Raw genomic sequence first — 22,566 nt, forward strand, 5'->3', positions numbered from 1 at the left:
TCATAAGCATACACATCAAATAGGGCAAAAGTATGACATAAAAAAGAAACGACTAAAGTCGTTTCAAATTTTCGATAATACTATGTCGTTCAAGAGTGCGCAAGGCTACTTTAGCATTAATTATGCATATCACTACAATTGCAATTGCGAGTAACACAATACTTCGAATATCGAGATAAAATGGCATCTGATCCACTGCAGGTAGATCCTTATTCATAATGTAGATCATTGCAGAATACCCAAGCACACCGAGCACTAATCCGATCATCATGGGGCGCACTGTTACGATTGCGCTTTCTACCATTACTGTCTTACTTAGTTGTGTTTGCGTCATGCCCATTGATCGCATCATTGCAAATTCACTGCGACGTTCACGATACAGAATCATTGACATACTAATTAAATTAGCAAAAACGATAAATCCAATCATTCCTGTAATTAATTTTGTGATATTATCCACTGTTGCAAGCACAATCACACGAGACTCATACCTCGTTTGATTATTATCAATATGAAGTCCCGGAAAATGTTTCGTTAATAATTCCTCGGTTGCCATCGCATCGCTACTGGATATGTTAAATATCGTTTCGGAGAACGGTTTATAGTTCTCTTCATACGCTGAGGGACCTGAAAGCACTTTATTAATCTCATTGAATGTTGTCATGTTTATCAAAATGATAGGGCTGGCCATTTGTCCATGTCCTATTCTAAGTATATCTAAATTTGTATTATCCTCATTTATAACTTGATGAATTTTAACATTAACATTTTGATGATCACTGTTTGTCAATGTCACCGTTTCAATGCCTTCAAAATCCAAAATCGGACCCGCATATTGAACGTACTCAGATCCTTTTTCCAGATATCCTTCATAATAATTATCAATCACAAGCATCGGTTCGTTTGACGAAGTCTTCTGGAATACCGACGCAAATAACGAATCATCTAGAACTATCATCTTCGTCGAATTCATTTGTTTTGCGACTGTATAAGATTCACTTAAATCTGCATTATAGATGGATTTTGAGTAATCGATGTCCCCCATCATCAGTTCTGATATATTGATTGGAAATGTTCGTGTAATCACTACCTGATTGGTATGATCGCTGTTATGCAAGACTTTGGCGATTTCTTGAACAAACGGCTCTTGTTGCGCAAGCGTATCGAGAGCTGGTACCTCACCGCCATTATCCAATCTAAAAAACAGATTATAAGCATCCGGTTGGGGAACTGCATGTCTCAATACCGTTTGAAATAATGAGACAACAAAAACCGTAAGCATCACTACAATCACAATTGCGACTCGAATTCCTCGATACTTATACCCGTCACGTTGCATTGATTTTCCAGCTAGACGAATGGGTTCTTTGCGGCTCAATCGGGCCCAAAGCGGTAATTGCCCTTTGCGTTTATAACGCGTCGATTCTTTTATTGTTTCCAATGCTGTCATCCGATACATTTTAGTAATCATAAATTCAATCGGTATCATGACTGAAATGAACCCGACAAGCATTAAGATTCCAATTAACTGCCATGTTAACCTGAGATGAAAGGGAGCATAACTTTCCATATTAAGAGTCGTTGTGAGCGTGGATGCATTGTTATAAATCAGCTGAATACTTCGCGTCATTAAGATTCCTACACCAATTCCAAAGATGATTCCTAGAGCGGCAAGCACATAACTTTCTTTTCGCATCATTGCATGAATCTGCTTCTTACTCGCACCGATACTTCGAAGTAAACCAAAATCCTTTTGCCGACGACTCATAGTGGCAAAGAATGCATTTTGGACCATCGTGAACGATGCAAGGCCGAAGACAGTCATCACAACCGCAGCAATACCGATTGCAAGCATTTTTTCTGGCGCAACACCACGCATCATTCCAAGTTCGCGATTGTAGCTTTGGTTGTAAGTTACAAGAATGTTATCTCCATTTGTTGCGATTGCAGTTTCAACCAATTTATCAATTCTTTGGGTACCCGGTTTAAAGATAATATCTGCTTGTGTTGCATACATTGGATTGGATAACTGACTGTAGTATCCATAACCAGTACCCGCATCATTCTCAAAGAAACCAACAACTGTCAGCGGACTCATGTCAATTGGTTCTCCATTATCCAACACTGCAACAACCGTATCTCCAAGGGTCATAGAGTCAGCAAAATAAGAACCAAAAGCGACTTCCGTTTCATTAAGTGGAGCACGACCCGATATAAAGTTCCGATTGCCATTGTATTTTACATCACTATCAGATCGCATTGAATCAAAATTAGCATCACTCATTACGCCCCGAATAATATTGTTACCATGTTTGATTAAGAGTGGCCTACTATAAGATACAGTATCAATTGATGCTTCCATTTGACTTATGGTAATGGGTAAATCCGTTCCGTTTAATTGAGCATTCCATTTTTCGGTGTAACTCAGCTGATTATGCATCTGAGCATCATAAATTGTCTGGGTGATCAGTCCAACCATTGTCAGCAATGCGACCGAAAGTACGACACTCAAAATAGTCATGACGGCTGTGAACGAATCGTGACCCAACTGTCGTTTCATAAGTTTGTTAAGAATGCTCATTGATTAGTACCATCATATACGATCTGCCCATCTTCGATATGAATTGTACGATCAGCCATTCGTGCAATATCGATATCGTGGGTGACTAAAATGATTGTTTGATTATAGGTTTCATTTGCATACCGTAACATGGTCATAATACTGCGCGAATTTTCCTGATCAAGATTTCCTGTCGGTTCATCCGCTAGCAGCAGTGAGGGTTTGTTCATCAAGGCCCGTGCTATCGCAACCCGTTGTTGCTGACCCCCTGATAATTGATTGGGCAAATGATTAAGCCGATTTTCAAGTTGCAGCATCGTAACAAGCTCATTGTAATAGTTCGTATCCACTATTCCTTCATCCAGTAAAATAGGCAATTGAATATTCTCTTCCACAGACAACATAGGAATAAGATTGTAAAATTGGTAGATTAAACCAATATGACGTCTACGGAAAAGTGTCAATTTGGTGTCGTCCAAGGTATCCATTTGCAACTCATCAATGGCAACCGTACCGCTTGTTTGTTGGTCCACACCTCCTAAAATATGAAGTAATGTTGACTTTCCACTACCACTTGGTCCAGTTATAGCTATAAACTCTCCTTTTTGAACGCTAAGCGATATTGATTGGAGCGCATCAACGTGATAGTCAGGGGTCTTGTATACTTTTCTTAGATTCTCAATTTTTAGTATTTCCATTGTACATCCTCCTCGCACCCCAATTCTAAGTCAAACAAGTACCTACAGTTATGACACTTCCGTCACACTTAAAAAACGAAAAACAAAGGAATTATCAGCTTCGACATAAAGCGCTCCGTGTTGCTGGTGCATAATTTCTCGAGCCATAGACAGACCGATACCAACACTATCTGGTGCTTTATTCATCCCACTGTAAAATCTTTCAAAAATCCGTTCACGATCGCGCGGTGAAATTTCAACACCATCATCTTTGATGACAACCTCAGTTGCCCTACCACTCTTGCGGGTTTGGATCGTAATCATAGTTTTTGCATATCTTATTTTATTTACTAAAACATTCGACAATGCCTCATATGTTTGATTATAATCACACTGAATTATCATGTCATGGAGTAAATTATTAACGGTTAGTTCAGCTTCATAAAGCTGTGGTTCTATTGCCGTAAGTAATTGTGTCATCAAATTATTGAGCGAAATGCGTTCAAGCTTGAATACAATCATATGAGTCTCTAATTGAACGATTTTATTTAAAGACAAAACAAGATTTTCCATACGACGTAGTTGTAGGGACATAGTCTCAGAAAGTTCTGGTTCCAATGTTTCGACCTCCACCATTATCGATAAAGCAGTTAGCGGCGTCTTTAGCTGATGCGAAATATCTTCCATTGCTTTTTTCAAGCCTTGTTTTTGTAGTTGTAGTTGATATGCTGTCCCTTTCATCGCAATCATCGTTTTATTCAACTCGGCATGCAATGTAGACAATTCCCCTTCTTCATATGCCTGAATATCGTGATGGTAATCTCCGCTATTTAATGTTCGTAGGTATGCGACTACACCTTCTATTGCTTGGTTTCGTTGGCGTACAAACTGATAGAAACAGATTGTCGAAAATACAGCAAAAAAAATAAGCCCCGCAAACGGTAATAAGTGTTCAATAACAACTGCAACAAAAAATCCACTGCTAACTTGGATTAAAAACTTTTTGACATCACGATTTCGAAGTTGTTTCATAAGTAGCGGTATCCTTTTCCATGAACGGATTCGATAACCCGTATATTCGCAAGCTTTTCACGAAGCCGTTTAATTGTAACTGTAAGCGCATTGTCCGTTATATATTGCGATCCTTGCCATAACATCTGATTTAACCGTTCCCGACTTACAATTTCTCCTTTATGTTCTACAAACATCACAAGTAATCGATATTCTTGAACGCTGAGCATGATGAGCGTCTCTTGATAGTACACTGTTGCGTTACTTAAATGAATGGTTATATCACCGTCATGAATCCGCAGTGCCAAAGAGCGCTTCGCAATCGCGCGAATACGACTATCTAATTCCGCTAAGCGAAAGGGTTTTGTAATATAGTCATCAGCCCCAATACTGAATCCTTCTAAGATGGTAATTTCATCATCCATAGCTGTGAGGAAAATGATGGGCGTTTCAAACTGACTTCGAACATAACGTGCAAAATCAAGCCCATTCCCATCCGGTAAACCAACATCTAAAATGATGATATCAAAAGTATTGTTTAATAACCGTTCTCCCTCTTGAACACTAAAAGCAACTGTTAGATCCCAGTTGTTATTTTTAAAATACTTGCGCAATCCATATACAATGCCTGCGTCATCTTCTAATAGAAATATTTTCATACCTTCATTATAACTGAGGACACTTAAATACGTGTGAATAAATCGTCACTTTTGGTATGATTAGTGTACAGATAGAAAGTGGGGCATCCCTATGAAAATAATTACCTTAGACCGGCAAGCATATCAAGGAGTCGTCTTACAGTTTAACTACACTACAGATGCTTATTATGATGTTCTCGTGGACCCACAAGAACTATTTAGTGTGCGCTTGGTTAAAAAACAGTTTACGAACCCAATAAACAAATCCTTTACAGGTGCGTTGTTTCCAGATCATCTTGAAGATGCCCATGTATTTGCGGCAATAGATGACAATGAACAGATTGTTGGGTATCTCGAAGTTGGTGTGGAAACTTGGCATCAACGAGTACGGTTATCCGAAATTTTGGTAGTCGAACACGCACGTGGAAAAGGTGTCGGAACACTGCTTATGAACACCGCGTATGAATTTGCACAAACACGTGGATGTCGCGAAGTAGTATTAGAAACACAGACGTGTAATGTCCCAGCAATTAACTTTTACTTGCAGCATCACTACCGTGTGATTGGCATTGACCTAACACATTATTCTGACGAAGATATTGCTGACAAAGAGGTTCGTTTAGAGATGGTTCGATCTGTCATCTCAAAAACCACATCAAAATAAATAATAATAAAGTTTGACAATCCAAGTGAAACCTAGTATATTACTCTTAAATCGTTGAACAAGAGAGTAAACTTAAGAATGCCTCAAGCGAGTCAGGGTTGGTGGAAGCCTGATAGGAAACAATAAGTCGAACCGCACTTGGGAGATATTAGATTGAACTTAGTAGGTCTAATCGCCAACCTAGCGTTATAGGAAAGTGGTTTATCATACATGATAAGCAATTAGAGTGGCACCGCGTTAATGACGTCTCTAGATACAAATATCTAGAGATTTTTTTATTTCTAGATCATCAATAACATCAAAGAACAAGAGAGTAATTATTGGGATGTGATAGCGAACTAAGGATGGTGGAAGCTTAGTGACTCAACAATAATGAACCGCACTTGGAAGATGGTTATGTGAACTGAAGTAGCAAAACCCGCAGATACTGCGTTACCAAAAAGAGTGGCTAAATGATATTTAGCAATTAGAGTGGTACCGCGATAACTTCGTCTCTAGACAAATCTTGTCTAGAGTTTTTTTATTATAAGGAGAGAAAGAATATGAAGAAACTATTATTAAGTCTCATCATGGTGTTAGTCCTCACAGCGTGTGGTGCAAATACAACATCAACTGAGACCGCACCACCTCAAAATATGCTTGAGGAAATTCAACAACGTGGAGAACTCATTGTTGGAACTTCCCCTGACTATGCACCATTCGAGTTTATTGATCCTTCAAAATTAGGTCAAGATCAATACGTTGGTGCTGACATCGATCTTGCCCAACAAATTGCGGATGACTTAGGGGTTAAGTTAACCGTTAAAGCGATGAATTTTGATGACATCCCGACGGCTGTCAAAGAACGTAAATTTGATATCGGATTATCCGGTTTTACGTATACAGATGACCGTGCTAAAGTTATTCAGTTCAGCGAACCTTACGATAACTCCGAATCCCTTTGCCAAGGATTCCTCGTTCGTTCTGACAATACATTCACATCACTTGATGATTTCAATAATGCGACAGTTACCGTTCAAAACGGTTCAGTCCAACAACAATATACGGAGCAACAACTCCCAGGGGCTAACGTTCGATTCGTTACAGCTCTAGAAGACGGTGCATTAGAACTAAAAGCTGGTAAGACAGACGCTGTTGCGGTAAGCTGTAAATCAGGTGAAGGTTTCCTTGCCAACAATCCAGAACTTAAACTTAGTGATACACTCTTTGCAGTTAGCGATGCCATCGGCACAATGGTTATCATGCCATTGGGTGAACCAGAATTACTTGAAGCAGTCAATACAAGCATTATCGCAGTTAAAGACGCTGGTCTTTATACACAATGGTTAAGTGATGCGAAAGCATTATCTGCACAGGTTGGAGAACTTGGTGCCGCTAAACCAAATGTCTTTACATTGTTAGGAGCCTATGGAAATGTCTTCTGGCAAGGAACATTGGGAACAATTTGGTTATCACTAATCGTTGTCTTCTTCGGAACAATTGGTGGAGCAGTACTTGCTCTCGCTAAAATGTCGAAGTTTAAACCATTACAATGGTTTGCGACTGCATATATTGAACTGGTACGTGGAACACCAATTCTCTTACAACTCTACTTATTTGTATTTGGAGGGGCACAGTTCTTCCCGAATGGTATTAGTGATCAAATGTGGGTCATCTTTGCCTTAATCTTCAACTCCAGTGCCTATGTTGCAGAAATCTTCCGTGCTGGAATCCAAGCTGTCGACAAAGGACAATTTGAAGCTGCGAAGAGCTTGGGTCTTTCTGATCGCAACATGATGATTAAAGTTATTATGCCACAAGCCGTTAAAAATATCTTACCGGCACTTGGAAACGAATTTATCACAATGATTAAAGAAACATCATTAGCATCTATCTTCTTTATTAACAGTTTAATGACATCACAATCCATTGTTTCAGCTGCAACACACATGAAACTTGAAGCATTAATGATTGTTGGGGTTATCTACTTTATTCTGACATTCTCACTTTCAAAAGTTGTTCAATACTTTGAAAAGAAAGGACAAACAAACCATGACTAACGAACTCATCAAAATTAAAAATCTTAAAAAGAACTATGGTAGTCTCGAAGTCCTCAAAGGCATCGACTTCACCATCAACAAAGGTCAAGTTATTTCAATTATCGGGCCTTCAGGATCGGGTAAATCGACATTCCTAAGATGCTTGAATCTTCTCGAAGTTCCGACAGATGGAACGATTGAATTTAAAGAACAAGTCTTAAGTGCTAAAGGGAAATCACTGGACAAGATTCGCCAAGAAATTGGAATGGTCTTCCAACACTTCAACGTCTTTCCCAATTTAACGGTACTTGAGAACATCACATTAGCTCCTACACTTGAGAAAGGTATTTCTAAGGCAGATGCTAAAGCACAAGCATTAGAACTCCTAGAGCGCGTTGGATTGGCTGACAAGGCTGATACTTTCCCAACGAAACTATCAGGGGGTCAGAAACAACGGTTAGCGATTGTGCGCGCCTTGGCAATGAATCCTGATGTTATGCTCTTTGATGAACCAACCAGTGCATTAGACCCTGAAATGGTAAAAGATGTTTTGGATGTTATCAATCAATTAGCAGACTCGGGAATGACTATTGTGATCGTAACACACGAAATGAACTTTGCGAAACACATCAGTGATACCGTATTGTTCATGGACGGCGGTATTATTGAAGAAGCTGGAACACCTTCTCAAATTTTCGATAATCCAACAAGTCCTCGTACTCAAGAATTCCTCAGTAAAGTTTTATAATGAAGCAAGCAACACATCGACATGTGTTGCTTTTTTTAACTATAAGTAGAACAGATGATCTGCATATGTCATACCACAAGATGGTATTGGCAAAGTGGGCATGTTTAAAGTAAATAGACATACAAAAAAGGCCCTACGGCCTTTCTCTTTATTATTTTATTGAACCAAATACTTGTTGGGTTGGTACAGGATGACTTAAGGCATCTTGCCCATCCAGCGTGAAGTCGTTAAGATTTACACGAACGATTTGTGAGTTGTTGTACATCTTAAAGTAATACGTACGCGTATTTGTCATCATACATGTAGTGTATTGCGTGTAGTCCAAGGAGTTACGTTGTGTCACAACGGATCCTTTCATAATATCAACACCGCTTAGAATATGATATGCGCTGTTGACTAGATCTTCCTCGCCATAGTTTGGCACGCGTGTTAATTTCGCAAAAAGCGTACGAATGAATCGTGAAGGTGGACTGTAATCACCAGGTAAACCAAAGGTACCCGATCCCTGCCCAAATGGCTTAAAGGTTTCTTCAAAGAGTTCAACAGGTTCTACTTGTTTTGGATTAACTCCTATATAGTTACGAATATTGGTTTTATGCCAGTCGTAATCCGGACTGTTAGCCATAACACCCAGTTTGTTTTCATGGATTTTAAGTCCGTCTTTTAACGGTTCTACGATGATGCTGCGTCCTGTTGCATCGGTAAACACCCAGTGCAATGGCGATGCAATCCCTAACATAGGATTGGCATCATTGGTAATATTAATGCGACCAAAAGCTTCTACCACTTCTTCAATCGAAGTATACGATGCAAGAATCCAGTTTACAATTTCATGGGACATAAGGTTGAGTGCACCCTCTTTTCGATCATTGTAATGAGCATATCCTTCAAAATATAGTACTGCAGCTGCAAGTCCATACTCATTCAATCCGTCTGCCATAATATGATCACCAATATTTTTAGATAAACCTAAGAATGCGAAATGATTGGTTAATGGTTGATCAAGCAAACCAAATTTCAGTGGATAATCACGCTGAATTATCGTCATTTCTGGTGAGAGATCATATGAGAAGTCCATGGTTCGTGCAAGTAAATGCAAATCATCACGACTCTTTAATGAAACACTTGTACACATAAATAAAGCCCCCTTTTTTTATATTATATAGTTTATGCGGGGAATAATAAAGACCTACAGGTGTAGGTCTTTTAAGGAGATTGTATGTTTTTAATCAACAACTCTGTCAAACGCTGTGACAAGCGTTGCTAGAAATTGAAAGGCATCAGTGAGATCGGTATTTAAATCGAGTTTCCATTCCCAGTTAGGAGACCCAATTGTTCCCGGTTCATTGATTCGTGCTTCATTATCAAGTCCCATAAGATCTTGAATCGGCAGGATCGCCCAGTTCGCATTTAGTGAGAGTGTATACGATGCGACTTGTTGCCATAACGATGGGTAATCGTGGCCAAGATCCTTAAGGTTTTTGGTAATTTCTTTATATTTTTTGATGGTGAGTTCATCCGTCCAACCTGCCATAGTTTGATTATCATGCGTTCCTGTGTAAACAAGAATATTCGAATCAACAAGGGCGTTGGCTTCAAGCTCATGCGGATTGAGATTGAATTGAATTATCTTCATACCCATGAGATCGTAGTCATCACGAAGTTCAAGAACTTCCGGTCGTAAATCACCCAAATCCTCGACTACAAGTTCCAAATTTTCAATTTGACGGTACATAGCATCGAAGAAATGATTGCGTGGGCCTATTTTCCATTCGCCAATGCGTGCGGTTTCACTTTCCCCCGGTATGATCCAATAGGTATCAAAAGCACGGAAGTGATCAATCCTAATCACATCAAACATTTCTTGATTCCATCGTAAACGATCTGCCCAAAGCGCATAGTCATTATGTGCCATAGCTTTCCAATCATAAATAGGATTTCCCCACAACTGACCTTCAGTACTGAAATAGTCAGGCGGAACACCCGCAACCCAAGCTGGTGTGCCATCACGGTTCAATAAAAACTGATCGCGATGATGATATACCTCAGCAGAGTCATGACCTAAGTAAATCGGAATATCACCAACGACGCGAATACCTAAGTCATTCGCATACTTTTTAAGGTCCATCCACTGCATGTAGAATACATATTGAACAAAACGTTCGTATTCGAGCTCGGACTCTGAAACTTTCATGACTTTCCATTCTGTCCATGACGCATTATCGTTCAATTTTTTAAGAGCAATAAATGTCACATACTCATCAAGCCACGTTACCGCTACTTCAAGAAAGGCATCATAAGACGCATCTTTCTTAAAATGTTGGAATGCATTACGAAGGTATGCTGTTTTCAAAGTACGAACAGCTCCAAAATTGACGCGCTTGCCAAAAACAGGTTCTTGGTCAAACTCGAGTTGCAAGGTTGCATATAGCTTCTCGATCGATATATAAATTTCATCGCCTGCAAACGATGAATACGTTTGGTATGGACTGTTTCCATATCCGACAGGGTTTAGTGGCAAGATTTGCCAAATAGTTGCGTTTGTTTTTGCGAGATTTTGAATCCAAGTATAAGCACTTGATCCAAAGTCACCGATGCCAAGTGTCCCTTCAAAACTGGACACCGGCATCAGGACACCAGCGCGTCTTGTCTGTGTCATACTATACCTTCCAAATATCACGATTGTATTCCGCAATCGTACGGTCGCTTGAGAAGAAACCTGCGCGAGCAATATTAATTAATGTCTTCTTAGCCCAGGTCATGCGGTCTTCATAGTCCGCAATCATTGTGTTTTTAGTTGCAATGTATGCTTCAAGGTCAATCAAAGTCATGAACCAGTCTTTGCTAATTAGTTCATGATGCAAGCGATCAAGATTTTCTTTTGTTCCACTTGCAAGCATTAACGGTCCATTGATAAAATCAACGGCCTGTTTAATTTGAGGGCTCTTTTCATAATAATCTCTTGATACATAATCAGCTTTCGCATAGTGTTCGATAATCGTATCACTGGATTCACCAAAGATATAAATATTTTCATCACCTACAAGTTCGCTGATTTCAACGTTAGCGCCATCCATAGTTCCCAGTGTTAAAGCGCCATTCAGCATAAATTTCATGTTTCCTGTTCCACTTGCTTCTTTAGATGCGAGCGAAATTTGCTCAGAGATATCACATGCAGGAATCAACATTTCGGCCTTCGATACGTTGTAGTTTTCCACAAAGACAATTTGTAAGTATTGGCTTACGAGTTCGTCATCCGCAATCACTTTGGATAGCGTGAGTAAAGCGTGAATAATGTCCTTAGCGATCGTATAGGCAGGTGCTGCTTTCGAACCAAAGAACATTGTAAGTGGCCGTGTTGGAACATATCCCGCTTTAATTTCATGGTACATGTGAATTGCATAGAGTAAATTCATTTGTTGGCGTTTGTATTCATGAAGACGTTTAATTTGAATATCGAAAATAGCATCCGCATTAACACTAATGCCTTCCGTCTTTTCAATATATGCAGCAAGGTCTTCTTTCTTCGTATGTTTGATTGTTAGTAATTCTTGAAGGCTTGCTTCATCATCCACAAAACGCTCTAACTTCAATAATTCCATAGCATCCTGCTTAAATCCGTCACCAATACGTGTTTCGATAAATTCAGTTAGCGGTCGGTTGGTATGTTGGAGCCAACGACGGAATGTAATTCCATTAGTCTTATTATTAAATCGGTCAGGATACATATCATAGAACGGTTTGAGTTCACTGTTTTTTAAGATTTCTGTATGTAAGGCTGCAACACCATTGGTTGATTTACTGAAATGGATTGCAAGTGACGCCATATGTACACGTCCTTCGTGATCAATAACCGCAGTACGAGCATCATTGCTTCGTGCTGCCGCAAGATCTTGAAGTTGATGTAATAATGGTACTAAACTTGCATCAACTGCTTCAAAGTATGCGAGTGGCCATTTTTCAAGTGCTTCTGCCAAAATTGTATGGTTGGTGTACGCACAGGTGTTTGAAATAATTTCAACGGCACGATTAAATGCTATACCATCTGCCAACAAGGCTTTTAAAAGTAACACGATGACCATCGATGGGTGTGTATCGTTAATTTGAATGGTTGCATAAGAATCCAAACGGTCAAGATGGTCTTTGTGTTCTTCTAAGATCCACGCAAGTCCCCCAGAAACCATAAAATACTGTTGTGCAAAGCGAAGACGTAACCCTTCTTCGGTTGAGTCATCTGGATATAAGAATAATGTGAGGTTCTTGTCCACAGCACGCTCATCAAAACGAATTCCTTCTGTAATGATTGAATCATCAATTGACTCAAGATCGAATAAACGAAGCGGTGCTTTTTCACCGTTATATCCGAGTACGTCAATTTCATACATACGACCCGTCACTGCGACATCGCCAATTTGTACGGGCACTGTAAAATCAGTCTTACGTAACCAACCTGGTTTGTCCAACCACGTATCTTTTTCTTCAGCTTGAAGTCGATTCCGGAACACTTGGCGGAACAGACCGTAGTGGTAGACTAAACCGAGCCCTTGGCCATTCAGTCCTAATGTTGCGATTGAATCCATAAAGCACGCTGCAAGTCGTCCTAATCCACCATTTCCTAGTGATGGTTCTGGTTCATAATCTTCAACTTCAGAAATATCGCGACCATTCGCAGCTAACACATCGCGAACTTCATCATAGATGCCTAAATTCATTAAATTATTGGATAATAGTTTTCCAATTAGAAACTCTGCCGACATGTAGTAGACGCTGCGTTCGCCTGTCACAGCTGGTACTTTAGCAATTCGATTTTGTGCAATTTCAAGCACAGCTTCGTATAATTTATCGACCGATACAGTACGCATATCCGTATCTAAAATATGTTCTAATTCTTGTTTTATCATGGGTTTCCTCCGAAAACGTTTTCTAAAAGATGTTAATAATTAGGGCTTTCGCCCTAGTTATTACATGATGACATCATCGTATGATATCGTAGTCAGTTCATAGTCCATTAAGATTTCCTCAGATGGGTTTCCTTGGAGTAAGCGGCTCACTGCATTCATCGCATTTACCGATACCTGGTAGAAATCTTGACGTACCGTATCAATTTTATAGTTAATATACCCTAATAGTGTAATCCCGTCAAATCCACAAACTGGGCGGAATTCTTCGATCTCCTTCAGTCCATGTACAGCCCCAATGGCTGTAAGGTCTGAAGCACAGATCACAAGATCTGATTTTAGTGCGTGTTGTTTCACTAATTCACGTGCCCGTTTCTCACTAAAATTTGCATATTGCGCATTCATGGTGACACCCAACTCATCGCAAGCATTCACAACACCTTGCATTCTTAAGTCTGTGACATAGCCATCACGACGTCCAGCCAAATATAAAATACGTTTCGCTTTATGACGTTTGATCATTTTGACGGCAATATCGTATTGGGCCGTTTCATGATCAACCATGACATAACTAGTTCGTGGACCAATGATTGGTGCATCAACCACAACACTTGGGAACACATCCATATCTATCAATTCTTTGTACGAGACAGCTTCTTTCGATAATCCATAGTAGATAACTGCACTCACTCGAAGTGAATTAAAATGCTGAAGAATTTCTTTCGCATTCTTTCCTTCAAGAAGATTAGAGAAGACAGGTATTACTTCAATTTTAAGTTCTTTGGAATGATTCATCGCCCCAAAGAGATACTGCATATTAATTTCATCAATTGCTTGGCGGTGGTTGTTGATAAAAATGACCAACGCCACCCTTTTGCCTTGCTTGGATGATAATGCAGATGCAATGGAGTTTGGCACATAGTTGAGTTCTTCAACTGCTGCAAGTACTTTTGCACGTGTTGCATCACTAATATTATTGTAGTTGTTTAAAACCTTAGAAACAGTTGAAACCCCTACGCCTGCTTTTTTAGCGACATCATTTATACTGGCCATGTGTTGCCTCCCTTACACTGATTAATTATAGCATCCTGACTGTAAATACGTGGAAAATCACGCTTTTTTCAGCAAGTATCACATATCTTTTGTTTTATTTGTCTCTAACGATAATACTACTCATGCCTTCGATTTGCAATCCATCTGACGATGCTTTTGCAGATCCTTGAATGGTATCTAGAATGGAATACGAGCCTGGCAGCGTTTGTAATTCCTGCGATAAATTATGAATAACAGTAATATCGTCATGTCTCATGACGTATAATGCTGCACTGGATGTCACTGCAGTGGGTGAGCTCGTAACCAGCTGCGGATACTTATTCCGGATTTTAATTGCGTGTGCATAATGATTAAGTAACGATGCTTTATCCTTTTCTTGATCCGCAACTGACGAATCAAAAGGTACTGTATAGTCCGCATTTTGTGGTGCTTTCGTTTGACCCGTTGTTTCTTTTTGAGACCAGACCATAGGCAAGCGTTTGTTTTCATCAACACCGCTTCCCTTCATCCCAATCTCTTCGCCGTAGTAAACAAACGGATTTCCTGGCATCATCAAGTATAATGACGCAGCCATCTTCTGTTGATCTACATCATTAAAGTATGTTGCGGATCGACCCTGATCATGATTCGATAAAAAGGGTGCATCTAAAGCATTTTCATTATTAACTTTAATTGCTTGATTATATTCTGCAACAAACTGTGCAAGTGATTGACCGTCACCTTTTTTCACGCTCTTTGCAATCATACCGTTGGCTTGGCTGAGACCAAAATTAAAGAAAGAGTCAATATTTGATGCATACATATCCGTTACAATCGCATTCGGAATCCATGCTTCCGCAACGATATATGCATCTTTTGTATGTGTTTTTACTTCAGTATTGAGCCAATCTAAAAATTCATTGTTACGCGCTACATCATCAGCATAATAATGACTGGTTGCATCAAGACGAAAGCCTTTAACACCCATGTCGAGCCAATATGTAACGATATCCGAGATTTCACGACGCACTTCTAAACTATCCAAATTTAAATCTGGCATATGTTCAGAGAACACCGATTCATACCAAATACCCGGTGCATATTCACGATATCCCGTTTGCCACGTATCACTGAAATTGTAGTATTCACAATATTTGTTTGAATCACATGTGTTGGTCTGTTTCGCAGCAACTGCCTGGGTAAACCATGGATGCTCAATAGATGTATGATTGAGTACCAAATCGAGAATCAAGGTCATGCTTCGAGATTCCATTGCGGTTAATAAGTTTTTCATTGATTCCAAATCCCCATACTGAGGATCAATTGCCTTATAATCGGTGACATCATACTTATGATATGACGGTGATGGCATCACAGGCATAAACCATACATTTGAAATCCCCAATGTTTCTTGGATATATGGAAGTTTCTCACGAACACCATCAAGATCACCCATACCGTCACCATTACTGTCATAATACGATGCAACAAATATTTCGTAATAGACTGAAGGTACTTCAGGATGGACATACGATGTTTGTGACGATGCACATCCTGAAATCATTAAGACTAAGATTAGAAGTAAACTCAATTTTTTCATTATCCTTTAACAGAGCCTCCGGTAACACCTGTTACATAGTATTTTTGCATAAAGATAAAGAGAATTGTAATCGGAATCGCAATCAGTACCGCTGCCGCACAGAAGCGGGTAAAGTATTGATAGATGTTCTCACGTTTCAACATCTCGAAGAGTCCTAGAGCGACTGTATAGTTATTGTAGTTATCACGCATGATAAAACTTACAAAGATAAAATCAACCCATGGTGCTAAGAATGATGTTAATACAGTATAGACAATAATTGGTTTTGAAAGTGGTAACGTAATTTTCCAGAAAATATCGTTACGAGTCGCACCATCAATAATCGCTGATTCATCGATGGCCTTTGGAATCGTATCAAAGAATCCTTTGGAGATATAGTAACCCATCGCTGCTCCACCTGAATAAACAAGTACAAGTGCCGCTAGTGATTGGTCCAACCCAATTGCTTTAATTAGATAATAAATTGCAATCATTGCCATAAAGCCAGGGAACATCCCAATAACTAATACCACATTCATCATGGGTTTACGCAATTTGAAGCGTAATCGTGAAAATGCATACGATGTTGCAAGTGTAATAACAGTCGAAATCGCACATGTAAAGATAGCAACAATCAACGTGTTCATAAACCAACGTGGAAAGTTAAATAAGGTCGTATCTGTAAACAGACGTGTATAGTTATCGAGTGTCCATGTTTTAGGAATAATGTAACTTGTAAATGCTCCGCCTTCTCCACGGAACGATGTCATGACAACCCATGCTACTGGTAGTAACCAGATAAAACTTAGGATTGTTAGGACAGTATGGCCTGCTGCACTTGTTGCACGGCGTTTTGCTTTAATACCTCGGATCATTGGAAATCACTCTCCTTCGATGTAACCCTTCTAAAGACTACTAATGATAATACTGCACTGATAATGAAGATAATAATACCGACCGTTGATGCAAGTGCGTAGTTTTTGTCTGTAAGCGTTAGCTTATAGAGCCACGTTACTAAGAGGTCAGTTTCACCAGCTTGGTAGTAATTCAAGGATAATGGACCACCACCTGTTAATAGATAAATTAAGTTAAAGTTATTGAGGTTACCAATGAACTGTGTAATAAGATAAGGTGTCGTAACACTTAACATGTACGGTAACGTAATGCTAAAGAATTGGCGGACCGGTCCGGCACCATCAATTCGTGCACTTTCGTACATATCTTGTGGAATGTTCATAAGGATTCCAGATGTGATTAACATTGTATAAGGAACCCCAACCCATAAGTTAACAACAATAACTGTTATCTTGGCCAGTGTACCGTTCGTTAAGAAACGAATCGGTTCGTTGATGATACCCCAGTTTTGTAGCAAGACATTAACAGGGCCAAGATCGTGTAATAGTTGACTCATTATCATTAAACTTACAAATTGCGGAATCGCAATCGAGATAATAAAAATTGTTCGCCAGAATTTCTTAATTTTAATGCCTTTGGCGTTGATAAGCATCGCTAACAACATTCCAAAGATATAGTTCAAGAATGTTGCAAAGATTGCCCAAATAAAGGTCCATTTCAATAATGCAAAGAATGTTCCAGAAATGATTTTATTATTATAGAGCATATCTGTAAAGTTTTTGATTCCAACCCAGCCGAAGATATTACCTGGAGGTTGGTGATTTTTATCAAAGTTGGTAAATGCAATTAAAATCATAAAAATTAGCGGTGCAATTGTGAATGCAAAGGTCAAAATTGTTGGTAGCGCTAAAATTGTAATGTGGAAGCGTTCGTTAAGAAGTGTTTTAAGTTCTTCTTTGAATGTTGGTAAAGGGTGCCCTTCTTCAATCATTTTTTGATTGTTAATTGCCCCTTTAACACTAATAAAGTAAATCAGTAAAAATCCTAAAATGATAAAGATACAAAATACTCCAAATAGAAGCATAAGCATCGAGTTATCACCCTCAGTATAAATATAAATCCCCAATGCTTCGTCAAAGACTTTTCCTTGGACATTAGTTCCTAATGTCACGAGCCCTGCGAGCTGGTTTACACCAAATCGTAGCATATACAACACAAATAGAATTTGTGCGGATAGATACAGGTATCCTTTTATAAATTGCTTTCTTAAGAAGGCCCCCGAACCCATGATAAAGTATGCGCATCGTGTGGCTGTATCACCCTTAACAAATCCGTTGATATACCTTTTAAACGGTAGAGTTAGTTTCTCCATTTCACGTTCTCCTTAATAAATAAAGGGGCTTACGCCCCTAATTGTTACTCTATTACACCTTCTTGAATTTGTTTGACCATTTGATCTAAGAGTTCTTGCATAGGTGCAGGATTCTTATCTTCAAGTGCAAGGCCGAATGCTTCAGATGGTGTCCAGTAGTTTGAAAGGACACTCTTTTGACTGTGTGCGAATTGTGCTTGTTCTGCTAAAGCGCTTAATGCAACGTTAGCTTGAACTGCTTCACTTTCTGCAGCTTTAATATTTGATGGTCCAAGTTTCAATGTGTTGAAACGTTCTAATTGACTTTCTTCATTTGTTAAGAAGTCTGCTAATGCCATTGCTTCAATTGGATGTTCTGTTTTTGTTTTAACACCCATGAGTTTATAACCACCGAAGCTTGCCATTTGAACATCTTCGCCCCCAATGTTGAATGTTGGAAGTTTTGTCGCTGCATAGTTATCACCCAATGTTTTTTCCATTGATTCTGCAACCCATGTTCCAGATACACCAGCAGCAATTGTATCACCCATACCAGCTTGTAAAACTGTGTCATCGCCAGTTAAGAATGCTGGTGATGCTGTGAATGAACGCATGTATTCACCAACTTGAAGTCCACGAGCATTATTGAAGTCAGTGACTTGTTTACCGTTTTCAATAGCAAGTTTTCCACCAGCTCCTAAGAAGAATGATGCATTATACCAACCGTTTGAAACGTCCATGAAGATTTTTTTATTTTTTTCTTCAGCAACTTTAACCATTGAATCTAATGACTTAACATCTTCTTCTGTGAAGACACTCTTGTCATAGTACATGAAGTATCCATTATCTGCAGTCATTGGGTAAGCATAGAGTTTACCATCAATTGTTGCTGCATCAACTGATCCCGGAACATTGTCTTTAACAATACGTTCTTTGTCTATAGTGATTTCATATAATGCACCTGCTTCAACCAAGTCTGTGATTTGGTCATTAGCAAATGCGAAGACATCTGCAGCTGCTGCGATATCTTGTGTTACATAATCACGTGCGTCAGGTTCCCCGACAACACCTAATTCAATATTGTATGTCTTGTCCGTGTTTAGTTCTTTGAACTTCTCAATACGTTTTGATAGGAACTCTTGAGAATCTTGGGAACCCCATACTTTCAGATTAATTGTTTCGGATGCTGGCTTGCCTGATGAACATCCTGCTAGTGCTAGTGATACCATAAGTACCGTCATAACTTTAACAAATCGTTTCACTACTTCTTCCTCCTCACGATTTAGGAAATCGTTTTCTTAAGCATATTATAACAAGACTTTTGTATTTGTAAAGAGGGAAATGTATACGTTTACATTATTCATCGTGGAAGATAACATTGTTAGGTGTTACAGATATCGCTCCATGAGTACCTTTGAACACAATTTCATCACCTACAAAATTTATAGAATAATTTTTGTTTTTTGTTCTAAATTCAATGAATCGCTTCACATTTTCATGATAATCGCGATATGTCTTCACAAAAGACCAATCAATCCGATTTATTGCATCTGGTAAATTATAGGAGTTATGGTTGCGTTGTTTATTTCGGAAGAAACTTTGACCTATTTGCATGAAAGGAACACCCTTCGATAAAATCACCAAGGCATTTAAGACATCGATGGCTTCCACCTGCTTATGATTTAAAACAACTTTATCTGCAAGGGCATAATTATCATGGCATTCAATGTAATTAATACTTAAAGCAGCGTCAGCGAAAAGATTACTACTTCCCAAAATACTTTCTTTTATGAGTGGCGTCAGCCCCGTATCGACATATCCTAAATTACGAGCATCCGTGTCTCCTCCTACTAGATTTCGGAATTGATCATTGAAATGGCCGATACTTGGCAAGCTCGCGGTATTCTCCATACTTGCTTTAAGACTATCGGGAAGACCCGATGCCATATGCCAACCTTCACCATAAAGAGTTGTATTAGGAACGGCTTCTTGAATTGCGAGCATGGTATCAATATCCATAATGCCCATCAAATCAAAACGGTAACCATCAATTTTAAAAGTTTCTACGTAGTAGCGACACGCATCAACGATCATTTTTCGAACCATCGGGCGCTCTGATGCGACCTCATTCCCACAAAATGTTCCATTGTAATGTTCGAAGACATTGTCGTAACGGAAGTAGTAGTATGGAACCGTTTGATGAAATGCTGATGGTGCGACTTCATAGACGTGATTAAAAACAACGTCAACATTAACACCTATACCGTGTTTGTGATAACCATTCACCAATGTAGAAAACTCCGAAATGGCACGAAGTGGATCATTGGGATCGGTACTGTATGATCCTTCCAATGCCATATACTGCATTGGGTCATAGCCCCAGTTATAGTTTTCCAAAGGATTGAGTTCATCAACACTTCCAAAATCATTGATTGGCATTAGCTGAATATGGCTGACTCCCATATCAAGGATATGTTGCATCCCATAGTCGCCATGAGATTCCAACATGCCAAGGAACTTACCACGATACTTAAATGCAACATTCGGGTCCATTGAAAAATCACGAACCTGAGTTTCCAAAATGACTCCTGAACGAGGCTCAATTGAATTCGTTTCAAGATGCATTTGATTAAAATCAACCACCACGCTGGCAGAACCATTCGGCATCGATGCTTTTGCGTAAATATCTGTTGTGATATTGACGTCCCCATTAACATGAACTTCATAGTTATAAACTGTTCCATGAAGATTTTGTGCAATCGTGTGCGTATAGACACCATTAGCCTTGCGGTGCATCAAAATATGAGCTTCATCAATCCGTAAATAAACTGCGATTGCCGTTGGAGCAAAAACACTAAAAGTCGTTTCATCTGCTTCAACGTAACTGCCTAAGCGCTCATGCGTTGCATCAAAGGTAGTATCAAACCAAGTCGTATGTACAATACCACGATAAATGATTGGATAGACCGTTCCAAATTGATCCGTCACAACATGGTCAATTCCCAATTCTAAATTAGGTACAACACCATTTTCAATTAGCACACCATGATAATATAAATTAATGGGTTCACGCCACGTTAATTTTCCAAGTGTATCATAAAATACTTTCATGATAATTCTCCTTTGTTATATAGATGCTGCATACTTTAGCAGCAACCGGGAACAAGCCAATTCCCTTCTCATTGATCGTTACCACACCTTCAGTGTGTTCCATTAAATCAACAAACTCTTTACCCGCATGTTGTTTTCCAACATACATTTTTTTAATACTATTGTAGCGGTTACTCATGACGACCGCCCCAGGATAGTCGCCGTCAAAACTCCATCCAATAACATGAGTATCATCAATCATATCGAACTGTTTACCATTAAGTCGATGTGATACGCGCATCATGCGTGCCAATTTGGGAAGATGCGTTTTATAATCAGGATAAAATACACACGGTACACCTTCAGTACGTAATAGAATCAATGCATACGCATGATAACGAAACCAATGTTTGACATACGACTCCAGCGATTGGCCCACTTGGGTATCGTGATTGTCCACAAATGTAACTGCAAAATCAGGTTGTGTTGCAACGAGTGTGCCATTGAATATTTTTCGTAAATCATAGTTATCTCCAAGAAAACTCGCAATATGAAAGTTAAAGTGTAATGGGACATCAAACAATGACATACTGTACTGTGTTTCTTGAAGATAGTTATGAAGCGCTCGCAAATCAGGGCTCCAATATTCACCGACTGCAAACTTCGGTCCCTCAGACTGCATTTCCTGAAGCCACTCATAATAAAAGTCAAAATCAATATGCTTAACAGCATCAATTCGGTAGCCATCCAAACCGAAACGCTTGGTATACCAGTGACCCCAATCTTTTAAATGTTGGCGCACTTCAGGGTTCGACACATCAATATCTGCACCCATAAGGTAGTCATAATTTCCTAGCTCAACATCGATGTTCTCAGACCATGACTTCCCATCAAAAAGATAGATTTCAGATGTCTTAGAGCGATGATCAAAGTCCACTGCTTTGAAATGATGCTTGTTCCACTTAAAATCTGAATACATGTTATTACGATTATCGAAATTAAAAACTGTCCATGCTTCTATCTCAGTTTGGTGTTTCATATTTAGACGATTCGTGGCATGTGATACCGTCGCATTCACACGCTCAACGCCATCAGCACCCATTTTATGATTTAAGACAATATCTGCATAGACTTTAATACGCTGCGCTTGAAGTGCTTTGATTGCTTGCTCATATTCTGAACATGTTCCATACTTGGTCCGAACCGTGTTCTTCTGATTAAATTCACCAAGATCGTATAAATCATAGACTCCATACCCAACATCATTAATTCCATTCTTAGCTTTATATGCTGGTGGCAACCATGATTCCGTAATTCCATCTTGCGCATACTGATAAGCATCACGTGCAATTTCTGCCCATAGATTCGTTTCTGGTTTCATATACCACTCAAAATTTTGTAATAAAATACGTTTCATGCAAACCTCCGAGAAAACGTTTTCCTCA

General features: G+C 39.2%; 17 protein-coding genes and 2 other annotated features. Of the genes, 3 read left to right on the forward strand and 14 right to left on the reverse strand.

What is annotated here, in order from left to right; genetic code table 11:
- Positions 1-52: 52 nt before the first annotated feature.
- Genes G7061_RS10370 through G7061_RS10385 form a run of 4 tightly spaced genes read right to left on the reverse strand, consistent with a single transcriptional unit; the run spans position 53 to position 4,907 of the window.
- A complete protein-coding gene (locus tag G7061_RS10370; protein ID WP_166121124.1) occupies positions 53-2,581 on the reverse strand; it encodes an ABC transporter permease in 2,529 nt (842 codons plus the stop codon).
- The gene (locus G7061_RS10375; protein ID WP_166121127.1) at positions 2,578-3,258 is read right to left on the reverse strand and encodes an ABC transporter ATP-binding protein; all 681 of its coding nucleotides are present in this window, start codon (positions 3,256-3,258) and stop codon (positions 2,578-2,580) included. Before G7061_RS10375 ends, G7061_RS10370 begins: the two co-directional genes overlap by 4 nt.
- A gap of 48 nt (positions 3,259-3,306) precedes the next feature.
- The gene (locus tag G7061_RS10380; RefSeq protein ID WP_166121130.1) at positions 3,307-4,269 is read right to left on the reverse strand and encodes a sensor histidine kinase KdpD; all 963 of its coding nucleotides are present in this window, start codon (positions 4,267-4,269) and stop codon (positions 3,307-3,309) included.
- The gene (locus tag G7061_RS10385; protein ID WP_166121133.1) at positions 4,266-4,907 is read right to left on the reverse strand and encodes a response regulator transcription factor; all 642 of its coding nucleotides are present in this window, start codon (positions 4,905-4,907) and stop codon (positions 4,266-4,268) included. The genes G7061_RS10380 and G7061_RS10385 overlap by 4 nt, the downstream gene beginning before the upstream one ends.
- A 91-nt stretch (positions 4,908-4,998) precedes the next feature.
- Here G7061_RS10385 and G7061_RS10390 point away from each other — a divergent pair, with 91 nt between their 5' ends.
- The 3 genes from G7061_RS10390 to G7061_RS10400 all read left to right on the forward strand — a co-directional run bounded on the left by G7061_RS10390 (position 4,999) and on the right by G7061_RS10400 (position 8,316).
- Complete coding sequence (locus tag G7061_RS10390) at positions 4,999-5,550, forward strand: GNAT family N-acetyltransferase (protein ID WP_166121137.1); 552 nt, start codon at positions 4,999-5,001, stop codon at positions 5,548-5,550.
- Between the two features lie 45 nt (positions 5,551-5,595).
- Positions 5,596-5,804, forward strand: a binding site (T-box leader).
- A gap of 38 nt (positions 5,805-5,842) precedes the next feature.
- Positions 5,843-6,049 (forward strand) — a binding site (T-box leader).
- Positions 6,050-6,092: 43 nt separating this feature from the next.
- Entirely contained in the window at positions 6,093-7,589 is a 1,497-nt protein-coding gene (locus G7061_RS10920; RefSeq protein WP_166082442.1) for an ABC transporter substrate-binding protein/permease, read from the forward strand.
- On the forward strand, positions 7,582-8,316 hold the full coding sequence (locus G7061_RS10400; protein ID WP_159637611.1) for an amino acid ABC transporter ATP-binding protein: 735 nt from the start codon (positions 7,582-7,584) through the stop codon (positions 8,314-8,316). Before G7061_RS10920 ends, G7061_RS10400 begins: the two co-directional genes overlap by 8 nt.
- Before the next feature lie 151 nt (positions 8,317-8,467).
- Here G7061_RS10400 and G7061_RS10405 read toward each other — a convergent pair whose 3' ends face one another.
- The 10 genes from G7061_RS10405 to G7061_RS10450 form a co-directional block, all read right to left on the reverse strand.
- Positions 8,468-9,451, reverse strand: a complete 984-nt coding sequence (locus G7061_RS10405; protein WP_166121140.1) for a linear amide C-N hydrolase — start codon at positions 9,449-9,451, stop codon at positions 8,468-8,470.
- A gap of 90 nt (positions 9,452-9,541) precedes the next feature.
- Positions 9,542-10,975: a 4-alpha-glucanotransferase gene (gene malQ, locus G7061_RS10410; protein ID WP_166121143.1), complete on the reverse strand. Its 1,434-nt coding sequence runs from the start codon at positions 10,973-10,975 to the stop codon at positions 9,542-9,544.
- A 1-nt stretch (position 10,976) separates the two neighbouring features.
- The gene (glgP, locus tag G7061_RS10415) at positions 10,977-13,217 is read right to left on the reverse strand and encodes a glycogen/starch/alpha-glucan family phosphorylase (RefSeq protein WP_166121146.1); all 2,241 of its coding nucleotides are present in this window, start codon (positions 13,215-13,217) and stop codon (positions 10,977-10,979) included.
- Positions 13,218-13,277: 60 nt separating this feature from the next.
- A complete protein-coding gene (locus G7061_RS10420; RefSeq protein WP_159637659.1) occupies positions 13,278-14,267 on the reverse strand; it encodes a LacI family DNA-binding transcriptional regulator in 990 nt (329 codons plus the stop codon).
- A 94-nt stretch (positions 14,268-14,361) separates the two neighbouring features.
- On the reverse strand, positions 14,362-15,846 hold the full coding sequence (locus G7061_RS10425; protein WP_166121149.1) for an alpha-amylase family glycosyl hydrolase: 1,485 nt from the start codon (positions 15,844-15,846) through the stop codon (positions 14,362-14,364).
- Positions 15,846-16,700, reverse strand: a complete 855-nt coding sequence (locus G7061_RS10430; RefSeq protein ID WP_201288199.1) for a sugar ABC transporter permease — start codon at positions 16,698-16,700, stop codon at positions 15,846-15,848. The genes G7061_RS10425 and G7061_RS10430 overlap by 1 nt, the downstream gene beginning before the upstream one ends.
- Positions 16,697-18,052 carry a carbohydrate ABC transporter permease gene (locus G7061_RS10435; protein WP_166121153.1) on the reverse strand — a complete coding sequence of 452 codons (1,356 nt, stop codon included), beginning with the start codon at positions 18,050-18,052 and terminating at the stop codon, positions 16,697-16,699. The genes G7061_RS10430 and G7061_RS10435 overlap by 4 nt, the downstream gene beginning before the upstream one ends.
- A 44-nt stretch (positions 18,053-18,096) precedes the next feature.
- Positions 18,097-19,293 (reverse strand): extracellular solute-binding protein, encoded by a 1,197-nt coding sequence (locus G7061_RS10440; protein WP_159639500.1) that lies wholly within the window; start codon positions 19,291-19,293, stop codon positions 18,097-18,099.
- Positions 19,294-19,387: 94 nt separating this feature from the next.
- Positions 19,388-21,142: an alpha-amylase family glycosyl hydrolase gene (locus tag G7061_RS10445; protein WP_166121156.1), complete on the reverse strand. Its 1,755-nt coding sequence runs from the start codon at positions 21,140-21,142 to the stop codon at positions 19,388-19,390.
- A complete protein-coding gene (locus G7061_RS10450; RefSeq protein ID WP_166121159.1) occupies positions 21,126-22,538 on the reverse strand; it encodes an alpha-amylase in 1,413 nt (470 codons plus the stop codon). The genes G7061_RS10445 and G7061_RS10450 overlap by 17 nt, the downstream gene beginning before the upstream one ends.
- Positions 22,539-22,566 lie beyond the last annotated feature (28 nt).

The sequence above is a fragment of the Erysipelothrix sp. HDW6B genome (genome assembly GCF_011301115.1).
Taxonomy (GTDB): domain Bacteria; phylum Bacillota_I; class Bacilli_A; order Erysipelotrichales; family Erysipelotrichaceae; genus Erysipelothrix; species Erysipelothrix anatis.